The following is an 18977-nucleotide window of genomic DNA, read 5'->3' on the forward strand; positions in this document are numbered from 1 at the left end:
AAGCGGGAAATTGGCCTAGATATGTTCGCCGGTAAGGCGCTGACAAATCAGGTCGAGCTGATCAAGATTGGCATAGTCGATGGCCATCACACCGCCCTGCCCGTCCGGCTGGATCTTGACATTCAGGCCGAGCAGATCAGCAAGATGCGCTTCCAGCGCCTGGATATCAGCATCGGCCTCCGACATGTTTGCCGATTTCTTTTCCGATTTCGGCTTCTTGACCGCCATGGATTTGCGAACCAGACGTTCGACATCCCGGACAGACATCCCCTGCTTGGCAATCTGCGGCGCCAATTCTTCAGCATTGGGCGCGTTGATCAGCGCCCGCGCATGCCCCATGGTCAGCTTTTCATCGACGACCAGTGTTTTGACGCTAGCCGGTAGTTCCAGCAAGCGCATAAGATTGGCGATATGGCTGCGGGATTTCCCGACGATTTCGGCCAATCTGGTCTGGCTATGGCCATAATCCGAGCTCAGTCTCGCATAGGCCTCCGCCTCTTCAATGACATTCAGATCCTTGCGCTGGACATTCTCGACGATTGCTATTTCATATGTTTCTTCGTCATTGAGACTGCGAACAACTGCGGGAATCTGGTGCAGACGGGCGCGCTGCGCGGCTCTCCACCGGCGTTCACCGGCAACAATCTGGAACGTCTTGCCGTGCGGCCGGACGACAATCGGCTGGATTACACCGCGTTGCCGCATGCTGTTTGCCAACTCGTCCAGCGCTTCGGTATCGAAATTCTGGCGGGGCTGGTCCGGATTGGGCCGAATATCGGAAACCGCAATAGAGCGCAGGCCATCGGTGACCTCTGTCTGGCCTGTCCGGTCATTGTCGCCAGGCCCGCCGGCTTCGATCGGTTCCTCGCGCTGGATTTCTCCAAACAGACTGTTCAGTCCCCTGCCCAGTCCGGTAGCGCGTTTTGGTGTTTTCTTGTTCTTTTCGCTCAGAGCCTGGTCGTCATCCATCAGGCAGCCACCTTCCGGTCGGGCAGACGTGCAATCAACTCGCGGGCAAGGTCGATATAGGCAACCGATCCGCTGCACCGATGATCGTAGATCAATGCGGGAAGACCATGGCTGGGCGCTTCGGAAAGCCTGACATTACGCGGAATCACGGTTTCAAACACGACGTCCCCCAGACAGGCCCTGACATCTTCGGACACCTGTTCGGTCAATTTGTTGCGCCGGTCATACATGGTTAGAACCACACCCATGACCGACAGCTGCCGGTTGAATCGGGCGCGAATGCGCTCCACCGTTTGCAGTAGCTGGCTCAACCCCTCAAGCGCAAAAAACTCGCATTGAAGCGGTACGAGAAGAGATTCCACGGCCACCATAGCGTTGAGCGTCAACAGGCCGAGCGACGGCGGACAGTCAACGAGGATGATATCCCAGCGTCCATTGTCGGCCGCATCCAGAGCTTTTTTCAGACGGTGTGTCCGCTCTTCAAATTCCACCAGCTCCACTTCGGCGCCGGACAGGTCGACGGTCGCGGGAACAATCTCCAGCCCGGGCACTCTGGTTTCGTTGATGCAGTCGGCCAGATTCACGTCATTGACCAGCAGATCATAGCTGCTGTTGACCCGGTCCCCCTGCGACAGGCCGAGCCCGGTCGAGGCATTGCCCTGCGGGTCAAGATCTATCAGCAGGACCTTCCAGCCGCTGGCGGCTAGGGCCGTAGCCATGTTGATTGCTGTTGTGGTCTTGCCCACTCCGCCTTTTTGATTGGCTATTGCGATACGAACCATTTGCAGTTCTGCCCCGGATAATAGGTTTCTAGCCCTTTCCCACCAATATACCGGCGTCCGGATCGGTCAAACTATGTTCCACGTGAAACATTTTTTGCCGTTTTGGCGACAGGCCCTTCAACTCCCTTACCGCATTTTTGCCCTTAGGTAAGAGCCAAACCGTATTTTTTGTGGAAAAACGGTGTGAAAGTGCGATGAGTCGTTCCAAAGGTGCAAAAGCACGCGCACTTATGACATCGACCGGGAATGTTTCGACATTCTCTAGCCGATCACCGATCACCGTAGCATGATCCGAGATATCGGTTTTGTCGATAACCTCGTTCAGAAATTCAACCCGCCGCTTGCGCGATTCCACCATGTGCACCTGATAGGGTGACAGGATTGCAATCACGATACCGGGAAAACCGGCACCCGTGCCCAGATCCAGCCAGACTTTGCCGGTTTTCGGCACCGGGGCATAGCGTAACAATTGCGCGCTATCGACAATATGGCGAGACCAGAGACTGTCTGCGCTCGTTTTGGAAATCAGGTTCTGGCGCTGCATTTCTTCGCGCAGCGTTGCAATGAATATTTCAAGCTTTTGCCATGTTTCACGTGAAACATCATATTCACTGCGCAGCCAGGCCTGCGCTTCTTCTTCCGTCATGCCGCGATATTCCGGCCATCCCGGCGTCTGGCATGAACCAGAATCGCCGCGAGCGCCGCCGGGGTAATACCGCGGATACGGGATGCTGCGGCCAGGGTTTCGGGTTTGGCCGTGGTCAACCGCTCGACCATTTCATTGGACAGACCGGCGATAGCTGCATAGTCGAGATCGTCCCCCAAATGGATCTGCTCATTGGCTCGTAGATCACGCAGTTCCGATTCCTGTCGTTCAAGATAGGGCGCATAGCGTGCATCCTCTTCAATCTCGAGCATCAGCGCAGGATCACAACCTGTCAAACATGCTTCCAATTCTTCCAATCCTGCAATGCTGATATTGGGGAAACGGAGCCACTGGAAGAGACTTTGACGGGTTCCGTCACGACGGACCTCAACACCCGTTTTCACCAAATCCTCGCTTGAATATATGTTTGACAGCGCGTTCATGATGGTAATGCGCACCTGCTGGCGTTTTCCAAACCAGTCCGAACGCTGGCTGGCAACACAGCCTGCTTCCATTGCGATCGGAGTCAACCGAGTCGATGCATTATCGGCGCGCAACCGCAACCGGTATTCCGCACGCGCAGTCAGCATCCGATAGGGTTCGGTAACGCCTTGCAGCACCAGATCGTCGATCATTACCGCCATATAGCTCGTGCCACGATCCAATACAGGAACATCCTTCCCCAGCACTGCGCATGCTGCGCCCAGTCCTGCGATCAACCCCTGGGCTGCCGCTTCTTCATAGCCGGTGGTGCCATTGATCTGTCCGGCACAATATAGACCGTCGAGGCTACGGACTTTCAGCGAGCGATCGAGCGCCCGCGGATCGATATGATCATATTCAACAGCATAGCCCGGTACCAATATGTCAGCCTTCTCCAGACCCTCCATCGTCCGCACAAACGCCAGCTGGACATCGGCCGGAAGCGAAGTGCTGATGCCATTGGGATAGACGAGATCGCTGTCCAGCCCTTCCGGCTCCAGAAAAACCTGATGCGAATCCCGGTCGGCAAAACGGTGAATCTTGTCCTCAATCGAGGGGCAATAGCGCGGACCCTGCGCATCGATCGCGCCGCTGAACAGAGGCGAACGATTGAGTGACCCCCGAATAATTTCGTGTGTTTCGGCTGTGGTGCGGCTGACGGCGCAAAATGTCTGGGGAACCGTTCGCCCATTTGACAGCGGCGACATAGTCCACTGGTCGTCATCCGAAGGCTGTTCCGGCAGAGCAGCCCAGTTTATCGTCCGGCCATCAAGCCGCGGCGGCGTTCCGGTTTTCAAACGCGCGATCGGCAGACCGGCATCACGAATTTGCTGTCCGAGGGAAACCGATGCAGCCTCCCCTGTCCGTCCGCCTTCGAGCGTTTCTTCGCCGCGGAACAATTTGCCGTTGAGGAAGGTTCCGGTTGCCAGAATCACGGCTTGAGCCTTGATCGTTGAACCGTCGGCCATGCGGATGCCTGTCACCTGCGATTCCGACATGAGCAGACTGGCGACCTCGCCCTCGATAATAGTCAGATGGTCTTGCGCGTCGAGCATGCGGTGAATCGCGGCCTTGTAAAGTTTCCGGTCCGCCTGGATTCTTGGCCCCTGCACCGCCGTGCCCTTGGACAGGTTGAGCATGCGGTAATGGATCGCGGCGGCATCGGCGGCGCGGCCGATCAGCCCGTCAAAGGCATCGACTTCGCGCACGAGATGGCCCTTGCCCAGCCCGCCGATCGCAGGATTGCAGGACATGGCTCCAATACTGTCTCTGGTAAAGCTGACCAGCGCCGTCGACACACCCATGCGCGCCGCCACCGCGGCTGCTTCGCAACCGGCATGGCCACCGCCCACAACTATGATGTCAAATGTCTGCGTCATAGCGCGGCCCATAGCGGAAGCCGGATTGCAGGTCAAAACCTACCGTTCACGCCCTGCTGTTCCACGTGAAACGATCACTTGCCGATACAGAATTTTCCGAACAGTCCGTCGAGCATATGCTCGGTGCTGGCCTTGCCGGTGATTTCGTCGAGCGCCTTGCGAGCCACGCGCAGATGCTCGGCAACAATCAGATAATCCTGTTCGCCTTCCATTGCAGCCAGACTCTGGCAAGCGGCAGACAGGCGATCCGCCTGGCGCGCATTGACGCTGACCTGATCGGCATCCGGTAATATATGCTGGGCCCTGTCTACGAGATGGTCGACGAGCAGGTCCATTCCCTGACCGCTGACCGGCGACAGGGTAAATGCCGCAGCGGCCTTCGGCGTATAATCGGGATGATCGCAGCGTGAGCTGATCTCGATCAGATTGTCGCGATCCGGTCCCTCCCCCTCTTCTCCCAGCCACAAGATGATATCCGCCTCGGCAAATTGTTGCCGCGCCCGGTCGATGCCAATCTGCTCGATGGCCTTCGCACCCATTTCGCGAACACCGGCGGTATCAATGAAGAGAAAGGGAATCCCGCCGAGCGCAATCGGCACCTCGATCACATCGCGCGTAGTGCCGGCAATATCCGAAACGATCGCAGCATCCCGCTCGACCAGCGCATTCAGCAAAGTCGACTTACCGCTGTTGGGCGGACCGCCGAGCACGACCCTTATGCCGTCGCGCAATTTCTCGGCCCGCGGACGTTGCAGAAGGATCTGCATCTCCTCGACCAGCAAGCGGGCAGCGTTTTGAATTTGCGCCATTTGCGCCGGAGCAACGTCATCCTCGTCGGAAAAATCCAGCTCGGCTTCGACCCGGGCCGAGAGTTGCAATATCATCTGCTGCCAGCCATCAACCTTTCGCGACAAGGCGCCCCCGGCGCTGCGCACCGCGGCCTTGCGCTGCAATTCGGTTTCGGCGAACAGCAGATCGGACAGACCCTCGGCTTCGGCCAGATCCATTTTTCCCGACGTGAAGGCCCGGCGGGTAAACTCTCCCGGCTCGGCCCGGCGCAGACCGTCCATCTGTTCCAATGCCTGTTCAATCGCCCAAATAACCGCCCGTCCACCATGGCAGTGAATCTCAGCCAGATTCTCGCCGGTTGCGCTATTCGGGCCGGGAAACCAGAGACACAGAGCTGAATCCAGCAGCTCTCCACCAACCGGATCGGTTATATTTGAAAGAAAAGCGACACGCGGTTCTGGTAAAAAGCCGGTCAGCGATTCGAGCGCCTGCCCGGCCTTGGGCCCACTGATGCGCAGGATTCCGATCGCCGCCGGCGGTTGTCCGCTGGACAAGGCGAAAATAGTATCGTCAGCAGTCATTATGACGGAAAATCGCGGCTAATCAGACTTTTTCTTGGTCGATGAGGACGACTTTCCACCGCCAGACGAAGCCCCCATCGCGCCGGTCAGGAAAGAGGAAAACATCTTAAGGCCTGCCTCGCCCATTGGCGCAATGATTTTGGTGAAATTCTGCAATTGCTCGACAGAATTGGCGCCTTGGAGAAATTTCGACATTTCCTGGACATAGCTTTCGTTCAGTTTCGCCACATCCGGCAGACCGATCAGGCGACGTGCCTCTTCCGGCGTGCAGTCCAGTTCAACGGTAACTTTCATTATGACTTCCTCTGTTTGACCGTCGCAGCGAGTTCCCCCCTCACTCCACAGGTTGATGTTCCACCTTGTCTGAAGCTGATATGGGGATAATGTAGTCAAAGAATCAAGTGATGATGCAAAGGAGCTGTAACGATGGGCGCGATGGAACAAATCAAGACACTGAGCGGAGACGCTGAATTTCCATGCTATATGGCGCGACCTCAGGGCGAGATCAGCGCTGCAATCATCGTCATTCAGGAAATTTTCGGCGTCAACAAGGGGATCAGGGCGAAATGCGATGACTTGGCCAGCAAAGGCTATCTCGCCATTGCCCCCGATCTGTTCTGGCGGGTCAACAAAGATACCGATCTCGACGCCGATGTACCGGAACAATTCCAGACGGCACTAGATCTGATGAACAAATTTGATCAGGATCAAGGGATACGCGACATCGAAGCGGTAATCCATTTCGCCCAGAACAGCATTGGCAGCCACAAGGTCGGCTGTGTCGGCTATTGCCTCGGCGGCCGCCTCGCCTTCATGACCGCCTGCCGGACCGATATCAGGGCCTCTGTCGGCTATTATGGTGTGGGTATCGACGGTCTGCTTGGCGAAAAGCATGCGATAGCCCATGAAGTCATGCTGCATATTCCCACCGCCGACGGCTTTGTCCCCGCCGATGCGCAGGCCGCGATGCACGCCGGGCTGGATGACCATCCGAAAGTGACGTTGCACGATTATGAAGGCCTTGATCACGGCTTTGCCGCCGAGTTCGGCGCTCGCCGCGACGAAGCAGCCGCCAAATTGGCCGATAGCCGGACCGAAGCCTTTTTCGCCGAGCATCTGGCATGAGCGCACGCGCCAATCTGAAAGTCTGGCACGACCATTTCGAGAAGAAAAACGGTACCGGACTGCGCGACCAGATTGCCGATGATGCAGTGTTCCATTCTCCGGTTGTCCATACGCCGCAAGCGGGCAAACCGTTGGTGGTTGCCTATCTCAGCGCTGCCAATGTAGTGCTGGCCAATGACAGCTTCCGCTACGTCCGCGAAATTGTCGATGATTCGCAGAATATGGCGATGCTGGAATTCGAGCTCGAGCTGGACGGGATCCAGGTCAACGGCGTCGATATCATCAGCTGGAATGACGACGGCAAGATTCAGGATTTCAAGGTGATGGTCCGGCCATTGAAAGCGATCAACAAGGTCTGGAAAGAAATGGGCAAGATGCTGGAGAAAATGAAGGGTTAGGATTCTGCAGTCTTGGCCAGAAAATATTCACTGCAGTCTTGCGGATTCACCGGAACACCGAGAACAGAAAGCGGGATGAATGCAAGGCTTGGACTCCAGAATTGCGGATCGAAAATCATTCCGGGAATAACCGGCAAAGCGATGATAGCGATCCACAGCAACAAGAACTTGGCCACCGCACGTCGCAAACCATAGCTGAATCTGAACTCGCCAAATCCGGGAGTAATCGAGAATGACTGCACTGACCGGAGCATGTTGAAACGCTGGCTCCGTCAACCGGAGCCCACCCAGCGCGAGCGGACAAATCGACACCGATGCATGATGATATCCGCCGATGTGAACCAATATCCCGGCTTAATCCAGCAACGATGCCATAACCATGGTTTCGCTGCGGGAGTTGATAATGGCGATCGGGATCATCTGGTCTGACACCGATCGATCCTAAGAAAATTTTCCGGCTCGCTCAACAATCACCCGAACAACGTCAAAACACCAATCGTCTGCTCGTCACCGACCAAGCCGGAATAGATCATCTTGCCGGCGACATAGACGATCACCGCTAGTCCCAGATAGGCAATCCATTTGTAACGTTCGATATATTTGGCGATGACATTGGCCGCCAGACCCATCAGCGCAACGGACAAAATCAGACCGATGACCAGAATTCCGGGATGGTCGCGGGCAGCGCCAGCAACGCCCAGCACATTGTCGAGGCTCATCGAAACGTCGGCGGCCATGACCGCCCAGGCGGCCGCCCAGAAGGTCTTGGTTGATTTGACCCCGCTATGCTCATCGCCCTCGATTTCCGGCGAACCGGCGGATTCTCCCTCGTGGAAAATCTCGCGGTAAAAATTCCATGCGACCCATAGCAAAAGCAAGCCGCCAGCCAGCACCAGACCAACAATTTGCAGCAGCTGCACCACGATCAGCGCGAACAAAATACGCAGCACAAGCGCTGCACCGATACCGATCAAAATGACCTTGCGACGCTGGTCCGCTGGCAGACCGCCAGCCAGAGCACCCACGACAATCGCGTTGTCGGCTGCAAAAACCAGATCGATCAGGATCACCTGGCCAAATGCTGCCAACGCTTCGGGCGTGCCGATCTTCGAAAAATCGGTGAGAATCGCCTGCCAGATATCTGCCGGCGAACCGAGATCCGAGGCGGCCGCGGAAAAGATGGAAATCAGGTCAATCATCGAAAATACTGGCTCCGTAATAAGCTATTTCGGGCATCGGGCTATAAAAGGCGTGCAACAGGCCACGCCACAGCTGATAATCTTCGGACCGGCGAAATCCGTCGCGATGCGATTCTATCCGGTCCCATGTCACCAACAACAAATATCGATCCGGGTTCCCTTGTTCCGGTCGAACCTCGACCGATTGGCACCCCGGCTGGCGCGCGATGATCGGTCTCGCTTTCGCCATCGCACCTTCGAAAGCATCCGATTGCCCGGGGCGAACCTGCAACAGGGCATGTTCCAGAATCACCAGGCGAACCGTTCGCTGCTACTGGTTCATGCTGTCGAAGAAATCGTCGTTCGACTTGCTGTCCTTCATCTTGTCGAGCAGGAATTCCATCGCGTCGATCGTGCCCATCTGCATGAGAATACGGCGCAACACCCACATTTTCTTGAGCTTCTCGTCCTCGACCAGCAGCTCTTCCTTACGCGTACCGGACTTGCCGACATCGAGCGCCGGGAAGATACGCTTGTCTGCCACCTTGCGGTCGAGCACGATTTCCGAGTTGCCGGTGCCCTTGAATTCCTCGAAGATGACTTCGTCCATCCGGCTGCCGGTATCGATCAATGCGGTCGCGATGATCGACAGCGAACCGCCTTCCTCGATATTCCGCGCAGCACCAAAAAAGCGTTTCGGACGCTGCAGGGCGTTGGCGTCGACACCACCGGTCAGCACCTTGCCGGAACTCGGAACAACGGTGTTATAGGCGCGGCCCAGACGGGTAATGGAGTCAAGCAGGATGACAACATCATGCTTGTGTTCGACCAGGCGCTTGGCTTTCTCGATCACCATTTCGGCCACCTGTACGTGCCGGGTCGCGGGTTCGTCAAAGGTCGAGCTGATCACTTCGCCCTTTACCGAACGCTGCATGTCGGTGACTTCTTCCGGCCGTTCGTCGATCAGCAAAACCAGCAGATAGACTTCCGGATGATTATCGGTGATCGCCTTGGCGATATTCTGAAGCAGCACGGTTTTACCGGTCCGCGGCGGCGCCACGATCAAGGCGCGCTGGCCCTTGCCCTGCGGCGAAATGATATCGATCACCCGGGCGGACTTGTCCTTCTCGGTCGGATCGAGACTGTCGAGCTTGAGCTTCTCGTCCGGATAGAGCGGCGTCAGATTATCGAAATTGACCCGGTGGCGGACGGCGTCGGGATCATCGAAATTGATTGCGGTCAATTTGGTCAGCGCAAAATAGCGTTCGCCATCGCGCGGTGCCCGAATTTCTCCCTCGACGGTATCGCCGGTGCGCAGGCCGAATTTGCGGACTTGGTTGGGAGAAACATAAATGTCATCGGGACCGGCCAGATAATTGGCATCCGGCGAACGCAGGAAGCCAAATCCGTCGGTCAATACCTCGATCGTGCCGACACCCATGATCTGTTCGTCATTGTCCGCCAGTTCCTTGAGGATCGCGAACATCAGATCCTGTTTGCGCAGGGTGGAGGCCCCCTCGACGCCCAGCTCCTCAGCCATCGAGACGAGGTCAGCGGGCGATTTTTCTTTTAGTTCTTTTAAATGCATGGAGGTTTATCCAGATATGTCAGGAGGTAATTTCTCAATTCCGCATGTGCGCAGCTGCTTGCTGTCTTCGATTCACATGAAAATACGCCCGGACGGGCTTTGGCGTCTAAATACGCCTTTGTCATTTGAGTGTCAACAAGCGCTGGTCAGAAGGGTTTGACAATTACCAATATCACGATGATGGCTGCGGTAATGCCCGGCACTTCGTTGATCAGCCGCAGCCCCTTGTCGCTCATTGTCCGCTCGCCTCTGGCCAGCTTTTTCAGATAGGCCATCATCCAGCCATGATAGCCGGTCAGCGCCAGCACCACGAGCAATTTGGCGTGGAACCAGCCCTGGCTGAACGCGCCGATATTATAGGCAAGCGCCAGTCCGACCGCCCAGACAATGATCAAAGACGGATTGAGAATGATCTTCCGCAGCTTGCCCTCGCGTTCGATCCATTTGGCATCCTCGTCCGAGCCAACGGCGGATTCCTGATGATAGACGAAGAAACGCGGCATCATGAACAGCCCCGCCATCCAGAAAATCACGAAGATAAGATGGGCCGATTTCAGCCAGAGATAGAGCATGGACAGAATTTCATTCATTGCCTCACAAGTGTAAGCAGCTTTTCAACATGTTCAATGGGCGTATCCGGTAAAATGCCGTGGCCGAGATTGAAAATATGCGGCCTGTCCTCGAAAACCTGCAGGATATGGCGGACAGAATTTTCCAGCGCTTCGCCACCGGCAATCAGCGCCAACGGATCCAGATTGCCCTGCAGCGGCAGCGACGCAGGCAAATTTTCATGCGCCCAGACGGGGTCCACGGTTTCATCGAGACCAATCGCATCGGCGCCGGTTTCGCGGGCATAAGCGAGCAATTTGGCGCCCGCGCCTTTCGGAAAGCCGATGATCGGCACACCGGGATGCACCGCTTTCAGCCGTGCTATGATTTCGGCATTGGGTGCGATCACCCATTTTTCAAATTGCGCCGGCGACAGGGATCCGGCCCAGCTGTCGAACAATTGCACCGCATCAACGCCGGCCTCGATCTGGCCGAGCAGATAAGTCACCGTATTGTCGACAATGGCGGCGATCAACTCGCCGAAGGCCGCTTCGTCCCGATAGGCAAAACGGCGCGTGGCTGCCTGGTCCTTGCTGCCCTGGCCATTGACCATATAGGTCGCGATCGTCCACGGACTTCCGGCAAAGCCCATGAAGGTTGTTTTACCATCGAGTTGCGATGCGACGGACCGGACTGTGGCATAGATAGCCTCAAAATGCTCCGGAGCAGCCTCCAGAGAGCCCAAAGCAGCATCCAGCAGCTTGGGGGCCAGCCGGGGTCCTTCCCCCGTCTCAAACCAGAGCTTCTGGCCCATCGCATGGGGTACGATCAAAATGTCGGAAAACAGGATCGCTCCGTCAAAACCAAAGCGCCTGATCGGCTGCAAGGTGACCTCGGCTGCAGCCTCGGCATCATAGCAAAGTTCGAGAAATCCGCCCTTTTTGGCTCGCAACTCCCGGTATTCCGGCAGATAACGGCCCGCCTGGCGCATCAGCCAGACCGGCGTTTGATCACTTTTCCTGCCGAGCAATGTCTGCAGGAGAATTTTCTGTGATTCATTTCCATTCGGCATAACGAGACGGTTATCCATTATATTATCTTATATATTATATTAGATTGTTGTTGATGATAGAGCGTGGAAAAGGCGGTAACCCGCGAGCGCCGCAATTACAAACAGATTGACAGGCGCCGGTTAATGAAAATTTGACCGATTCCGAAATCTCATCCCCGTTATCCACAGACTGTTGATTGAATCGATCGATGTTGATCCGCTGTGGATGAAATTGCGGACGTCGGGGAAGAATATTGTGCGACCGGTTATCCACATTTTCATCCCTTGCTTTATCCCCCGTGAAATCACAAAGCTTAGGTCATGAATCGTCTCCATCTCCATCTGTTGTCGGATTCCACCGGCGAAACCCTGGAAAATATCGCCAAAGCGGCGCTGGCCCAGTTTGATGGTGTCGAGATTATCAAGCATTTCTGGCCTATGGTCCGCTCCGAGAAGCATCTCAACCGGATATTGGCCGAGGTTGCCGATAATCCGGGGCTGGTGATTTTCACCATCGTCAACCGTGATATCCGCGCCAAGCTGGAACGGGAATGCCGCCATCTGGGTCTGCCCTCGGTGCCCGCGCTTGATGCCGTCACCGATGCCCTGTCCAATATGCTGGGCCAGGAAGCCAAGGCGCGGCCGGGACGGCAGCATATTCTCGATGCCGCCTATTTTGCCCGGGTGGAAGCGATACAGTTCACCATTGCCCATGATGACGGTGTCGGCTGGGAAAATTGGGAAGAGGCCGATATCGTGCTCGCAGGGGTATCGCGGACATCAAAAACTCCGACATCAATCTATCTCGCCAATCGCGGCTACAAGACCGCCAATATTCCGATCGTGCCGGAATCACCACCGCCCGATTCTCTGTTCCACTTGAAAAACCCGCTGGTCGTGGGCCTGATCACCGGTGCATCGCGGCTGGTGCAGGTCCGCCGCAACCGCCTGCTATCACTGAACCAGGCGCCGGAAACCGATTATGTCAATGAAGAAAAGGTCAAGGCGGAGACCCAATATGCGCGCCGGATGTTTGCCGACAACGGCTGGCCAATGATTGATGTGACGCGTCGTTCCATCGAGGAATCGGCTGCGGCGATCATCAATCTCTACAACGAGCGTCACGTTGCCGCCGGAGAAGATCAGAAGGCCGTTCCGGATGAATGACAGGCCGCTGATACTGGCGTCCCGCAGCCAAGCGAGACAAGCCATGCTGGCCGCCGCCGGTGTCACGGTCGAGGCCATTGCGCCGAATGTCGACGAGGAATCGCTCAAGGACGGACTGAAGAGCGAGGGCGTAACTGCACGCAATCTGGCAGACGCGCTGGCCGAGGCCAAAGCGGTCCGGCTGTCACAGCGGAGCGGTACGGGTCTGGTGCTCGGCGGCGATCAGGTGCTGGCGCTCGACGACGGCAGCATGCTCGACAAGCCGGTCGATCAGGCCGACGCAATAGCCCATCTGAAATTGCTGTCCGGCAGAAAGCACAAGCTTTTCAGCGCCGCCGTGATCGCCGAACAGGGCAAGCCGGTCTGGCGGCATGTCGATATCGCGACGCTGACCGTTCGCCCGTTGAGCGATGCATTCATTGCGCAATATGTGGAAACGGAGTGGGGCAAAATCCGCCATTGTGTCGGCTGCTATGAAATCGAGGGCAGGGGCGCCCAGCTTTTCTCCGCCATCAACGGAAGCCAGTTCACGATCATGGGCCTGCCGCTTCTGCATCTGCTGGACTATCTTCGCATCCGGGGTATCTTACCGTCATGACTAAAGAAATGCCTTATGCCGAGGTGATCGGGGACCCGATCGCCCAGAGCAAGTCGCCGCTGATCCACAAATTCTGGCTCGACCGGCTGGATATCAAGGCGGATTATCGGGCCTGCCATGTCACGGCCGACGAACTGCCCGGCTATATCGAACAGCGTCGCGCCGATCCGGCCTGGCGGGGATGCAATGTGACCTTGCCGCACAAGATCGCCATGCTCGATCTGGTTGCCGATCCGGGTGGTGTGCGGGACAAGATAGGCGCGATGAACACCATAGTCCGGCAGGATGACGGCAGTCTGATGGGGACCAATACCGACGCGGCAGGATTTTTGGCACCGATTGCCGACACTGACTGGTCGGGCAAACATGCCGTGGTCATCGGTGCCGGCGGTGCGGCGCGGGCCGTGTTGTTCGCGCTGAAACAGGCCGGCATCGGTGAAATAACCATTGTGGCGCGCAACGGTCTGAAAGCCACCGGCTTGCTGATGCAGGCCTCGGCCAAGGGCGGGGTGATACCGATGGACGCGCAATTGCCTGCAGCCGATCTGCTGATCAACGCAAGCCCGCTCGGTATGACCGGCAAGCCGCCGCTCGAACTGGATCTCGGTCCGCTGCCGGCCGATGCGCTGGTCTATGATCTGGTCTACGCGCCGCTGAACACCGGTCTGCTGCGCGCGGCCAGGAAGCGGGACCTGGCGGTGGTCGATGGCCTCGATATGCTGATCGGCCAGGCCGCGCTCGCCTTCGAACTGTTCTTCGGCGCGACGCCGCCAATGGAAGATGACGAAGAATTAAGAAAGCGGCTGATCGCATGACCAACCGGACCCGGCCTTTCATTATCGGACTCACTGGCTCGATCGGCATGGGCAAATCCACGGTGGCTAAAATGTTCGTCGAAGAGGGCGTGCCATTGTTCGACGCCGATGCTGCCGTGCACGAACTGCAAGGCCCGGATGGCGCGCTGGTCGAAGAGATCGAAGCGCTGTTTCCTGGCACCACGAACAGCCAAGGCGTCGACCGGCAGAAGCTGGGCGCGGCGGTGCTCGGTGATCCGGGCGCGATGCAAAAGCTAGAAAAGCTGATTCATCCGGCCGTGGGCGAGATGCGTATCGCCTTCCTTGAGGAGAACCGGCACCGGCCGCTGATCCTGTTTGATATTCCGTTGCTGTTTGAGAAATCGGGCGCAGAGGGTGTCGATCATATCGTCGTCGTTTCCGCCGGCGAAGAGCATCAGCGCGATCGCGTTCTGGCCCGGCCCGGCATGACGGAAGAGCGGTTTGCCCATATCAAGGCATTGCAATTGCCGGACGCGGAAAAGCGGGAAAAGGCCGATTCCGTTATCGATACATCGCTGCCGCTGGCAGAAACCCGTGAGCAGGTTGGTAAACTTGTTCAAAAACTGAAAGCGGCTCTTGCGTAACCCGAAGTTCGGTCCGATATTGGCCTTATGCGAGAGATAATTTTCGACACCGAAACTACTGGCTTTGATCCTCAAAATGGTGACCGGATGGTAGAAATCGGTTGTATCGAAATGATCAACCGGGTCGAAACCGGGCAAAGCTTTCATTGCTATTACAATCCCCAGCGACCGATGCCGAAAGCCGCCGAGGAAGTGCACGGGCTTTCGGATATCTTCCTGTCCGACAAGAAGCTGTTCTCCGAAGGCGCCGCGGAATTGCTGGATTTCCTGCAGGATTCGAATCTGGTGGCGCATAATGCGCAGTTCGATTTCAAATTTCTCAACGCCGAGCTGGTCCTGTGCGGCTACAAGCCGATTTCCCAGTTCCGCATGATCGACACATTGGCGATCGCCAAATCCAAGCATCCCGGTGCCAAATTGTCGCTCGATGCCCTGTGTTCGCGCTACGGCATCGATCGAAGCCACCGGGTGAAACACGGCGCCCTGCTCGATGCGGAATTGCTCACCCAGCTCTATATCGAGCTGACCGGCGGGCGGCAGATCGGCCTGGGTCTGGCCGAAGAAGAGAAAAAGCATGATTCCGTACGGGATATGCGACCCGCATCACAGCGGGGAGAGCGCAAACAGTTCATGGTCGCACGCGAACATTACGCCAGCGATGAAGAACTGGCGCGGCACAAGGTTTTTGTCGAGGGTCTGGAAAACCCTCTTTGGTTAGAGGTCTAGCTGTACCGCTATTGCGTAGCGGTTCGGAAGCAAAAGGAGAGTGAATATGGAAGTTCGTGTTTCAGGACATCAGGTCGACACCGGCGATGCGTTGCAAACCCATGGCGAGGACCGGATGAACGCGATTGCCGACAAATATTTCCCCAAGGCCATTTCCGCGAATGTTACTGTAAGCAAAGCCCCCCATTCCCATTTCAAATGCGATATCGTGACCCATGTGATGCAGGGCCTGACCCTGAAGTCGGACGCCGAGGCCGGCGATGCTCACCAGGCATTCGATCAGGCCGCCGACAAGATCGAAAAACAGTTGCGTCGCTATATGCGCCGGCTGAATGATCATCATGTTCAGGCCCAATATGCGGCAAAGCAGGAAGAAGCGGCCTATCGCGTGTTTGAATCGTTCGAGGATGAGGAAGAAAGCGAAGTGAATGGCGAATCGCCCGCGATCATCGCCGAAACCAGCACCGATATTCCGGAAGCCAGCGTATCCAACGCGGTTATGATGATGGATTTGCGCAATACCAGCGCGCTTTTGTTCAAAAACTCTGGCACTGGCGCCCATAATATGGTTTATCGCCGCTCCGATGGCACAATCGGTTGGGTGGAACCACATAGCTGAACGAGCCGAATCGCCTCTGGCCGGCAGATAGCTGGTCTGTGAGGCGACCGGTCCAGCGCACACCGACCTCGCGATTCATGCGAAGTCTGCCAAATTGGCTGCGTGTTGCCGGGACAGAAGGAAAGATTCATGACTGATTTGCCCGTTAGACTGGAGCTCGCCGCTGTGCGGGATTGTCAGGATATTGGCGACAAGAATGATATCCTCCGCACCATCGCCCGTGTCGGACAGGAATGCTATCGGCTTGATGCGGATGCTATCCTGACCGGTCTGGAGGCGCGCGAGGCCCTCGGATCGACCGGATTCGGTCGGTCGGTCGCGATACCGCATGCGAAATTGCACGGTCTCGATCATTGCATCGGCATTTTTCTCAGACTCGCTGAACCGATGCCGTTCGACGCGCATGATGGCAAGCCGGTCGATCTGGTCTTCGCGCTGCTGTCGCCGGAAAAAAGCGGTGCCGAGCATCTCAAGGCGCTGGCCGCCGCATCCCGTTTTCTCCGCGATGACAATATGGTTGCAAAGCTGCGCGGCGCATCGGGACAGGATGCGCTTTATGCGCTTTTGAGCAAACAGCGCGAGCAGCGGGCGGCCTGATCCTTGGCGCGTAACGATACCCTCGCAGACGACCCACAAGGCGGTGCACAGGAACATTTCCGGGCTCTGGAACGCCTTTATGCGCAAGCGCCGATCAACCAGTTGTTCCAATCCCGTCTGGAAATCCCGGAAGCCGGTACCGCGCGCATATTGTTTGCGGTGGATGAACGCTATTATCATGCGGCCGGGGCGGTCCACGGCACATCCTATTTCAAAATGCTCGATGATGCTGCCTTTTATGCGGCCAACAGCCTTGTGTCCGACCGGTTCATCCTGACGACCGCCTTCAACCTGCTGTTCACCAAGCCGCTCAAGAGCGGCCCTGTTACGGCTGAAGGCCGTTGGGTCAGCGGGAAGCGGCGGGTGTTCGTCGCGGATGCGCGGCTGATCGACAGCGAAGGCGACGAAATTGCCCGCGGTACCGGTACCTTCATGCGCTCGCACATCCCGCTGGCATCTCTGCCCGGGTACAAGAAGGATGATTGAACCGCGGCTTTCCGCGGAAATGAAGGTCCAGACGCTTCTCAGGCTGGCTAGCCAGCAAGGCGGTTTCGGTGCGGTGCTGAAAAAAGGGGACCGGATTTCCGGCTCCATCCTGATCCAATGCGTGGAAAAGGGCGAAAACCCTAGGCTGCTGGAGAATATGCCAAGCCTGAATGGTGCACCGAATTGGCAGCGCATATGGCCGCAAGATACTGATAATAATAAGGAATTATCGGAATATATTGCACAGAGATTCCGCTTTGATCCCGATATGTGGTTAATTGAACTGGATATCCCGGATGGGGAACGGCTCATCGTCCAATTGGGGCAGTAAACTTGACTTTATCTCTCAAAACCATATTTGGCGCTCAACTTTGATGCGCAGGTTGCCGCTCGTTTGTCGAAATGACAGGCGGTAAACACGCAGACGGGGAGAACAGAAATGGACCGTGGTTTAATGTTTTTGGGTCCATTTTCGGCAGTCCGGACGGGTTTTGTCCTGATTGGCTCTGGTCTCACCGCATAACAAAACAGGTTTATGAAAAAAATTTTTCGTGCCACGAGCGTGTTATCGCTCGCACTTACTGTTGTCGTGGCATTGTCCGTGACAGATGCGTCTTTTGCTCTGGAAGCAAATGATGAAATTCCTGAATCCGAAATATTCGTTGATCCGGCCCTGCTGGAAGAAGATGAATCCGATCAGGCTATTATCTTTGGCGAACAGCAGGAAATTGTCGCCGAAATTCCCCAGGATGTCATAGAGTCGGACAAGATTGCCAATGGCGAAGTGGAAGCCGGTGATCAGGCGACCAGCGAATTCGTCAATGACGGCGCACAGACGTTGCGCCAGCTCGTCCGCCAGCAATCGGTGGCCGGCACGCTGGATGAGGAAATGCACTGCCTTGCCGGTACCGTCTATTTCGAATCCAAAAGCGAATCGCTGAAAGGACAGCTGGCCGTAGCCCGTGTTGTCTTGGCACGTGTCGCTTCGCCCCGCTTCCCGGATACGATCTGTGGTGTGGTTTATCAGCGCAGCCAGTTTTCCTTTGTTCGCGGTGGCAAGATGCCCCGCATCAACAAGGGACATCGTCAATGGCGCAACGCTGTGGCAATCGCGAAAATCGCTATGAACGACGGCTGGGAGAGCTCGGTCGAAGGCGCTTTGTTCTTTCACGCCCGATATGTTTCGCCGGGTTGGCGCCTCAAGCGGCTGGCCACGATAGATAATCATATTTTCTATCAATAGACATTCCGGCAGACTGCGAATTCATAAAGGCTCCCGCACGGGGCCTTTATTTTGTTCTTTTTATGTTCTAACCAGATCCGATGACGTCCATGGATGATTCTTCCGGCTTGCTGGTGCCGAGTGACCCGTTGACCGGCGCGCAGGCGGTTGCCCGCGGCGTCGCCCGGATGTTCCTGCGGCATGATATCATGGTGCTGCCGGAAGTCAGTCTGCGAAACCGGCGCCGTGCGGACCTGATGGGTATTGATGCCAAGGGACAGATTGTCATTGTCGAGATCAAGGTGGCGAGGAGCGATCTTCTGGGTGATAGCAAATGGACCGAATATCTGGATTATTGTGACCGGTTCTACTGGGCCTTGCCGGCCGGTTTTGATGCCACGCCGGTCGAGGGGCCCGATTTTCTGCCCGACCGCACGGGATTGATCATTGCCGATGCCTATGATGCGGAAATGGTGCGGCCAGCGGCGACCAAGGCTCTGGCACCGGCGCGCCGCAAGACCGAAACGATGCGGTTGGCCCGCCGCGCGATGCAGCGCTCAGCGGTCGCCGATGGCTGGATCAGTCCGGTCCGCAGTCAGCACGAACCGGGCGGCTATTGAGCGC

The 18977-nt window shown here is 56.6% G+C and carries 24 protein-coding genes; 13 read left to right on the top strand and 11 right to left on the bottom strand.

From position 1 onward, the window contains the following. Positions 1 to 15 precede the first annotated feature (15 nt). The 6 genes from BOSE62_RS12115 to BOSE62_RS12140 all read right to left on the bottom strand — a co-directional run bounded on the left by BOSE62_RS12115 (position 16) and on the right by BOSE62_RS12140 (position 5923). A complete protein-coding gene (locus BOSE62_RS12115; RefSeq protein ID WP_159646563.1) occupies positions 16 to 969 on the bottom strand; it encodes a ParB/RepB/Spo0J family partition protein in 954 nt (317 codons plus the stop codon). Then, positions 969 to 1751, bottom strand: a complete 783-nt coding sequence (locus tag BOSE62_RS12120; RefSeq protein ID WP_159646565.1) for a ParA family protein — start codon at positions 1749 to 1751, stop codon at positions 969 to 971. Before BOSE62_RS12120 ends, BOSE62_RS12115 begins: the two co-directional genes overlap by 1 nt. A 28-nt stretch (positions 1752 to 1779) precedes the next feature. After that, positions 1780 to 2397, bottom strand: a complete 618-nt coding sequence (rsmG, locus tag BOSE62_RS12125; RefSeq protein WP_159646567.1) for a 16S rRNA (guanine(527)-N(7))-methyltransferase RsmG — start codon at positions 2395 to 2397, stop codon at positions 1780 to 1782. Then, complete coding sequence (mnmG, locus tag BOSE62_RS12130; protein WP_159646569.1) at positions 2394 to 4259, bottom strand: tRNA uridine-5-carboxymethylaminomethyl(34) synthesis enzyme MnmG; 1866 nt, start codon at positions 4257 to 4259, stop codon at positions 2394 to 2396. The genes rsmG and mnmG overlap by 4 nt, the downstream gene beginning before the upstream one ends. Positions 4260 to 4333: 74 nt before the next feature. Continuing rightward, positions 4334 to 5629: a tRNA uridine-5-carboxymethylaminomethyl(34) synthesis GTPase MnmE gene (gene mnmE / locus BOSE62_RS12135; RefSeq protein ID WP_159646571.1), complete on the bottom strand. Its 1296-nt coding sequence runs from the start codon at positions 5627 to 5629 to the stop codon at positions 4334 to 4336. Between the two features lie 18 nt (positions 5630 to 5647). Beyond that, positions 5648 to 5923: a DUF6489 family protein gene (locus BOSE62_RS12140; RefSeq protein ID WP_159646573.1), complete on the bottom strand. Its 276-nt coding sequence runs from the start codon at positions 5921 to 5923 to the stop codon at positions 5648 to 5650. 132 nt (positions 5924 to 6055) lie between these two features. Here BOSE62_RS12140 and BOSE62_RS12145 point away from each other — a divergent pair, with 132 nt between their 5' ends. Further along, positions 6056 to 6754, top strand: coding sequence for a dienelactone hydrolase family protein (locus BOSE62_RS12145; protein ID WP_159646575.1), 699 nt, complete (start codon positions 6056 to 6058; stop codon positions 6752 to 6754). After that, positions 6751 to 7152 carry a nuclear transport factor 2 family protein gene (locus tag BOSE62_RS12150; RefSeq protein ID WP_159646577.1) on the top strand — a complete coding sequence of 134 codons (402 nt, stop codon included), beginning with the start codon at positions 6751 to 6753 and terminating at the stop codon, positions 7150 to 7152. Before BOSE62_RS12145 ends, BOSE62_RS12150 begins: the two co-directional genes overlap by 4 nt. A 470-nt stretch (positions 7153 to 7622) precedes the next feature. On the opposite strand, the gene BOSE62_RS12155 is transcribed toward BOSE62_RS12150, so the two are convergent. The 5 genes from BOSE62_RS12155 to hemE form a co-directional block, all read right to left on the bottom strand. Further along, entirely contained in the window at positions 7623 to 8351 is a 729-nt protein-coding gene (locus tag BOSE62_RS12155; protein ID WP_159646579.1) for a YjbE family putative metal transport protein, read from the bottom strand. Continuing rightward, positions 8344 to 8643: an antibiotic biosynthesis monooxygenase family protein gene (locus BOSE62_RS12160; RefSeq protein ID WP_159646581.1), complete on the bottom strand. Its 300-nt coding sequence runs from the start codon at positions 8641 to 8643 to the stop codon at positions 8344 to 8346. The genes BOSE62_RS12155 and BOSE62_RS12160 overlap by 8 nt, the downstream gene beginning before the upstream one ends. Positions 8644 to 8661: 18 nt before the next feature. Continuing rightward, the gene (rho, locus tag BOSE62_RS12165; RefSeq protein WP_159646583.1) at positions 8662 to 9918 is read right to left on the bottom strand and encodes a transcription termination factor Rho; all 1257 of its coding nucleotides are present in this window, start codon (positions 9916 to 9918) and stop codon (positions 8662 to 8664) included. Positions 9919 to 10064: 146 nt separating this feature from the next. Next, positions 10065 to 10508: a CopD family protein gene (locus BOSE62_RS12170; RefSeq protein ID WP_159646585.1), complete on the bottom strand. Its 444-nt coding sequence runs from the start codon at positions 10506 to 10508 to the stop codon at positions 10065 to 10067. Further along, the gene (hemE, locus tag BOSE62_RS12175; RefSeq protein WP_268893905.1) at positions 10505 to 11539 is read right to left on the bottom strand and encodes a uroporphyrinogen decarboxylase; all 1035 of its coding nucleotides are present in this window, start codon (positions 11537 to 11539) and stop codon (positions 10505 to 10507) included. The genes BOSE62_RS12170 and hemE overlap by 4 nt, the downstream gene beginning before the upstream one ends. A 300-nt stretch (positions 11540 to 11839) precedes the next feature. On the opposite strand from hemE, the gene BOSE62_RS12180 reads away from it, so the two are divergent. From BOSE62_RS12180 to BOSE62_RS12230, 11 genes are all read left to right on the top strand, one after another. Beyond that, positions 11840 to 12685 (top strand): pyruvate, water dikinase regulatory protein, encoded by an 846-nt coding sequence (locus BOSE62_RS12180; RefSeq protein ID WP_159646589.1) that lies wholly within the window; start codon positions 11840 to 11842, stop codon positions 12683 to 12685. After that, positions 12678 to 13283, top strand: a complete 606-nt coding sequence (locus BOSE62_RS12185; protein ID WP_159646591.1) for a Maf family protein — start codon at positions 12678 to 12680, stop codon at positions 13281 to 13283. Before BOSE62_RS12180 ends, BOSE62_RS12185 begins: the two co-directional genes overlap by 8 nt. Then, positions 13280 to 14098 carry a shikimate dehydrogenase gene (gene aroE / locus BOSE62_RS12190; protein ID WP_159646593.1) on the top strand — a complete coding sequence of 273 codons (819 nt, stop codon included), beginning with the start codon at positions 13280 to 13282 and terminating at the stop codon, positions 14096 to 14098. Before BOSE62_RS12185 ends, aroE begins: the two co-directional genes overlap by 4 nt. Continuing rightward, the gene (gene coaE, locus BOSE62_RS12195; RefSeq protein ID WP_159646595.1) at positions 14095 to 14703 is read left to right on the top strand and encodes a dephospho-CoA kinase; all 609 of its coding nucleotides are present in this window, start codon (positions 14095 to 14097) and stop codon (positions 14701 to 14703) included. Before aroE ends, coaE begins: the two co-directional genes overlap by 4 nt. Before the next feature lie 27 nt (positions 14704 to 14730). Continuing rightward, positions 14731 to 15429, top strand: a complete 699-nt coding sequence (gene dnaQ / locus BOSE62_RS12200) for a DNA polymerase III subunit epsilon (RefSeq protein WP_159646597.1) — start codon at positions 14731 to 14733, stop codon at positions 15427 to 15429. Between the two features lie 46 nt (positions 15430 to 15475). After that, the gene (hpf, locus tag BOSE62_RS12205) at positions 15476 to 16048 is read left to right on the top strand and encodes a ribosome hibernation-promoting factor, HPF/YfiA family (protein WP_159646599.1); all 573 of its coding nucleotides are present in this window, start codon (positions 15476 to 15478) and stop codon (positions 16046 to 16048) included. Positions 16049 to 16177: 129 nt separating this feature from the next. Further along, entirely contained in the window at positions 16178 to 16645 is a 468-nt protein-coding gene (locus BOSE62_RS12210) for a PTS sugar transporter subunit IIA (protein WP_159646601.1), read from the top strand. A gap of 3 nt (positions 16646 to 16648) precedes the next feature. Next, complete coding sequence (locus BOSE62_RS12215; protein ID WP_159646603.1) at positions 16649 to 17131, top strand: PaaI family thioesterase; 483 nt, start codon at positions 16649 to 16651, stop codon at positions 17129 to 17131. Positions 17132 to 17150: 19 nt separating this feature from the next. Then, complete coding sequence (locus tag BOSE62_RS12220) at positions 17151 to 17462, top strand: DUF1491 family protein (RefSeq protein ID WP_159646605.1); 312 nt, start codon at positions 17151 to 17153, stop codon at positions 17460 to 17462. Between the two features lie 270 nt (positions 17463 to 17732). Continuing rightward, positions 17733 to 18374: a cell wall hydrolase gene (locus BOSE62_RS12225; RefSeq protein ID WP_236554005.1), complete on the top strand. Its 642-nt coding sequence runs from the start codon at positions 17733 to 17735 to the stop codon at positions 18372 to 18374. Positions 18375 to 18463: 89 nt separating this feature from the next. Next, the gene (locus tag BOSE62_RS12230) at positions 18464 to 18973 is read left to right on the top strand and encodes an MmcB family DNA repair protein (protein ID WP_159646609.1); all 510 of its coding nucleotides are present in this window, start codon (positions 18464 to 18466) and stop codon (positions 18971 to 18973) included. Positions 18974 to 18977 lie beyond the last annotated feature (4 nt).

The sequence above is a fragment of the Sphingorhabdus sp. 109 genome (genome assembly GCF_902506555.1).
Classification (GTDB): Bacteria; Pseudomonadota; Alphaproteobacteria; order Sphingomonadales; family Sphingomonadaceae; genus Parasphingorhabdus.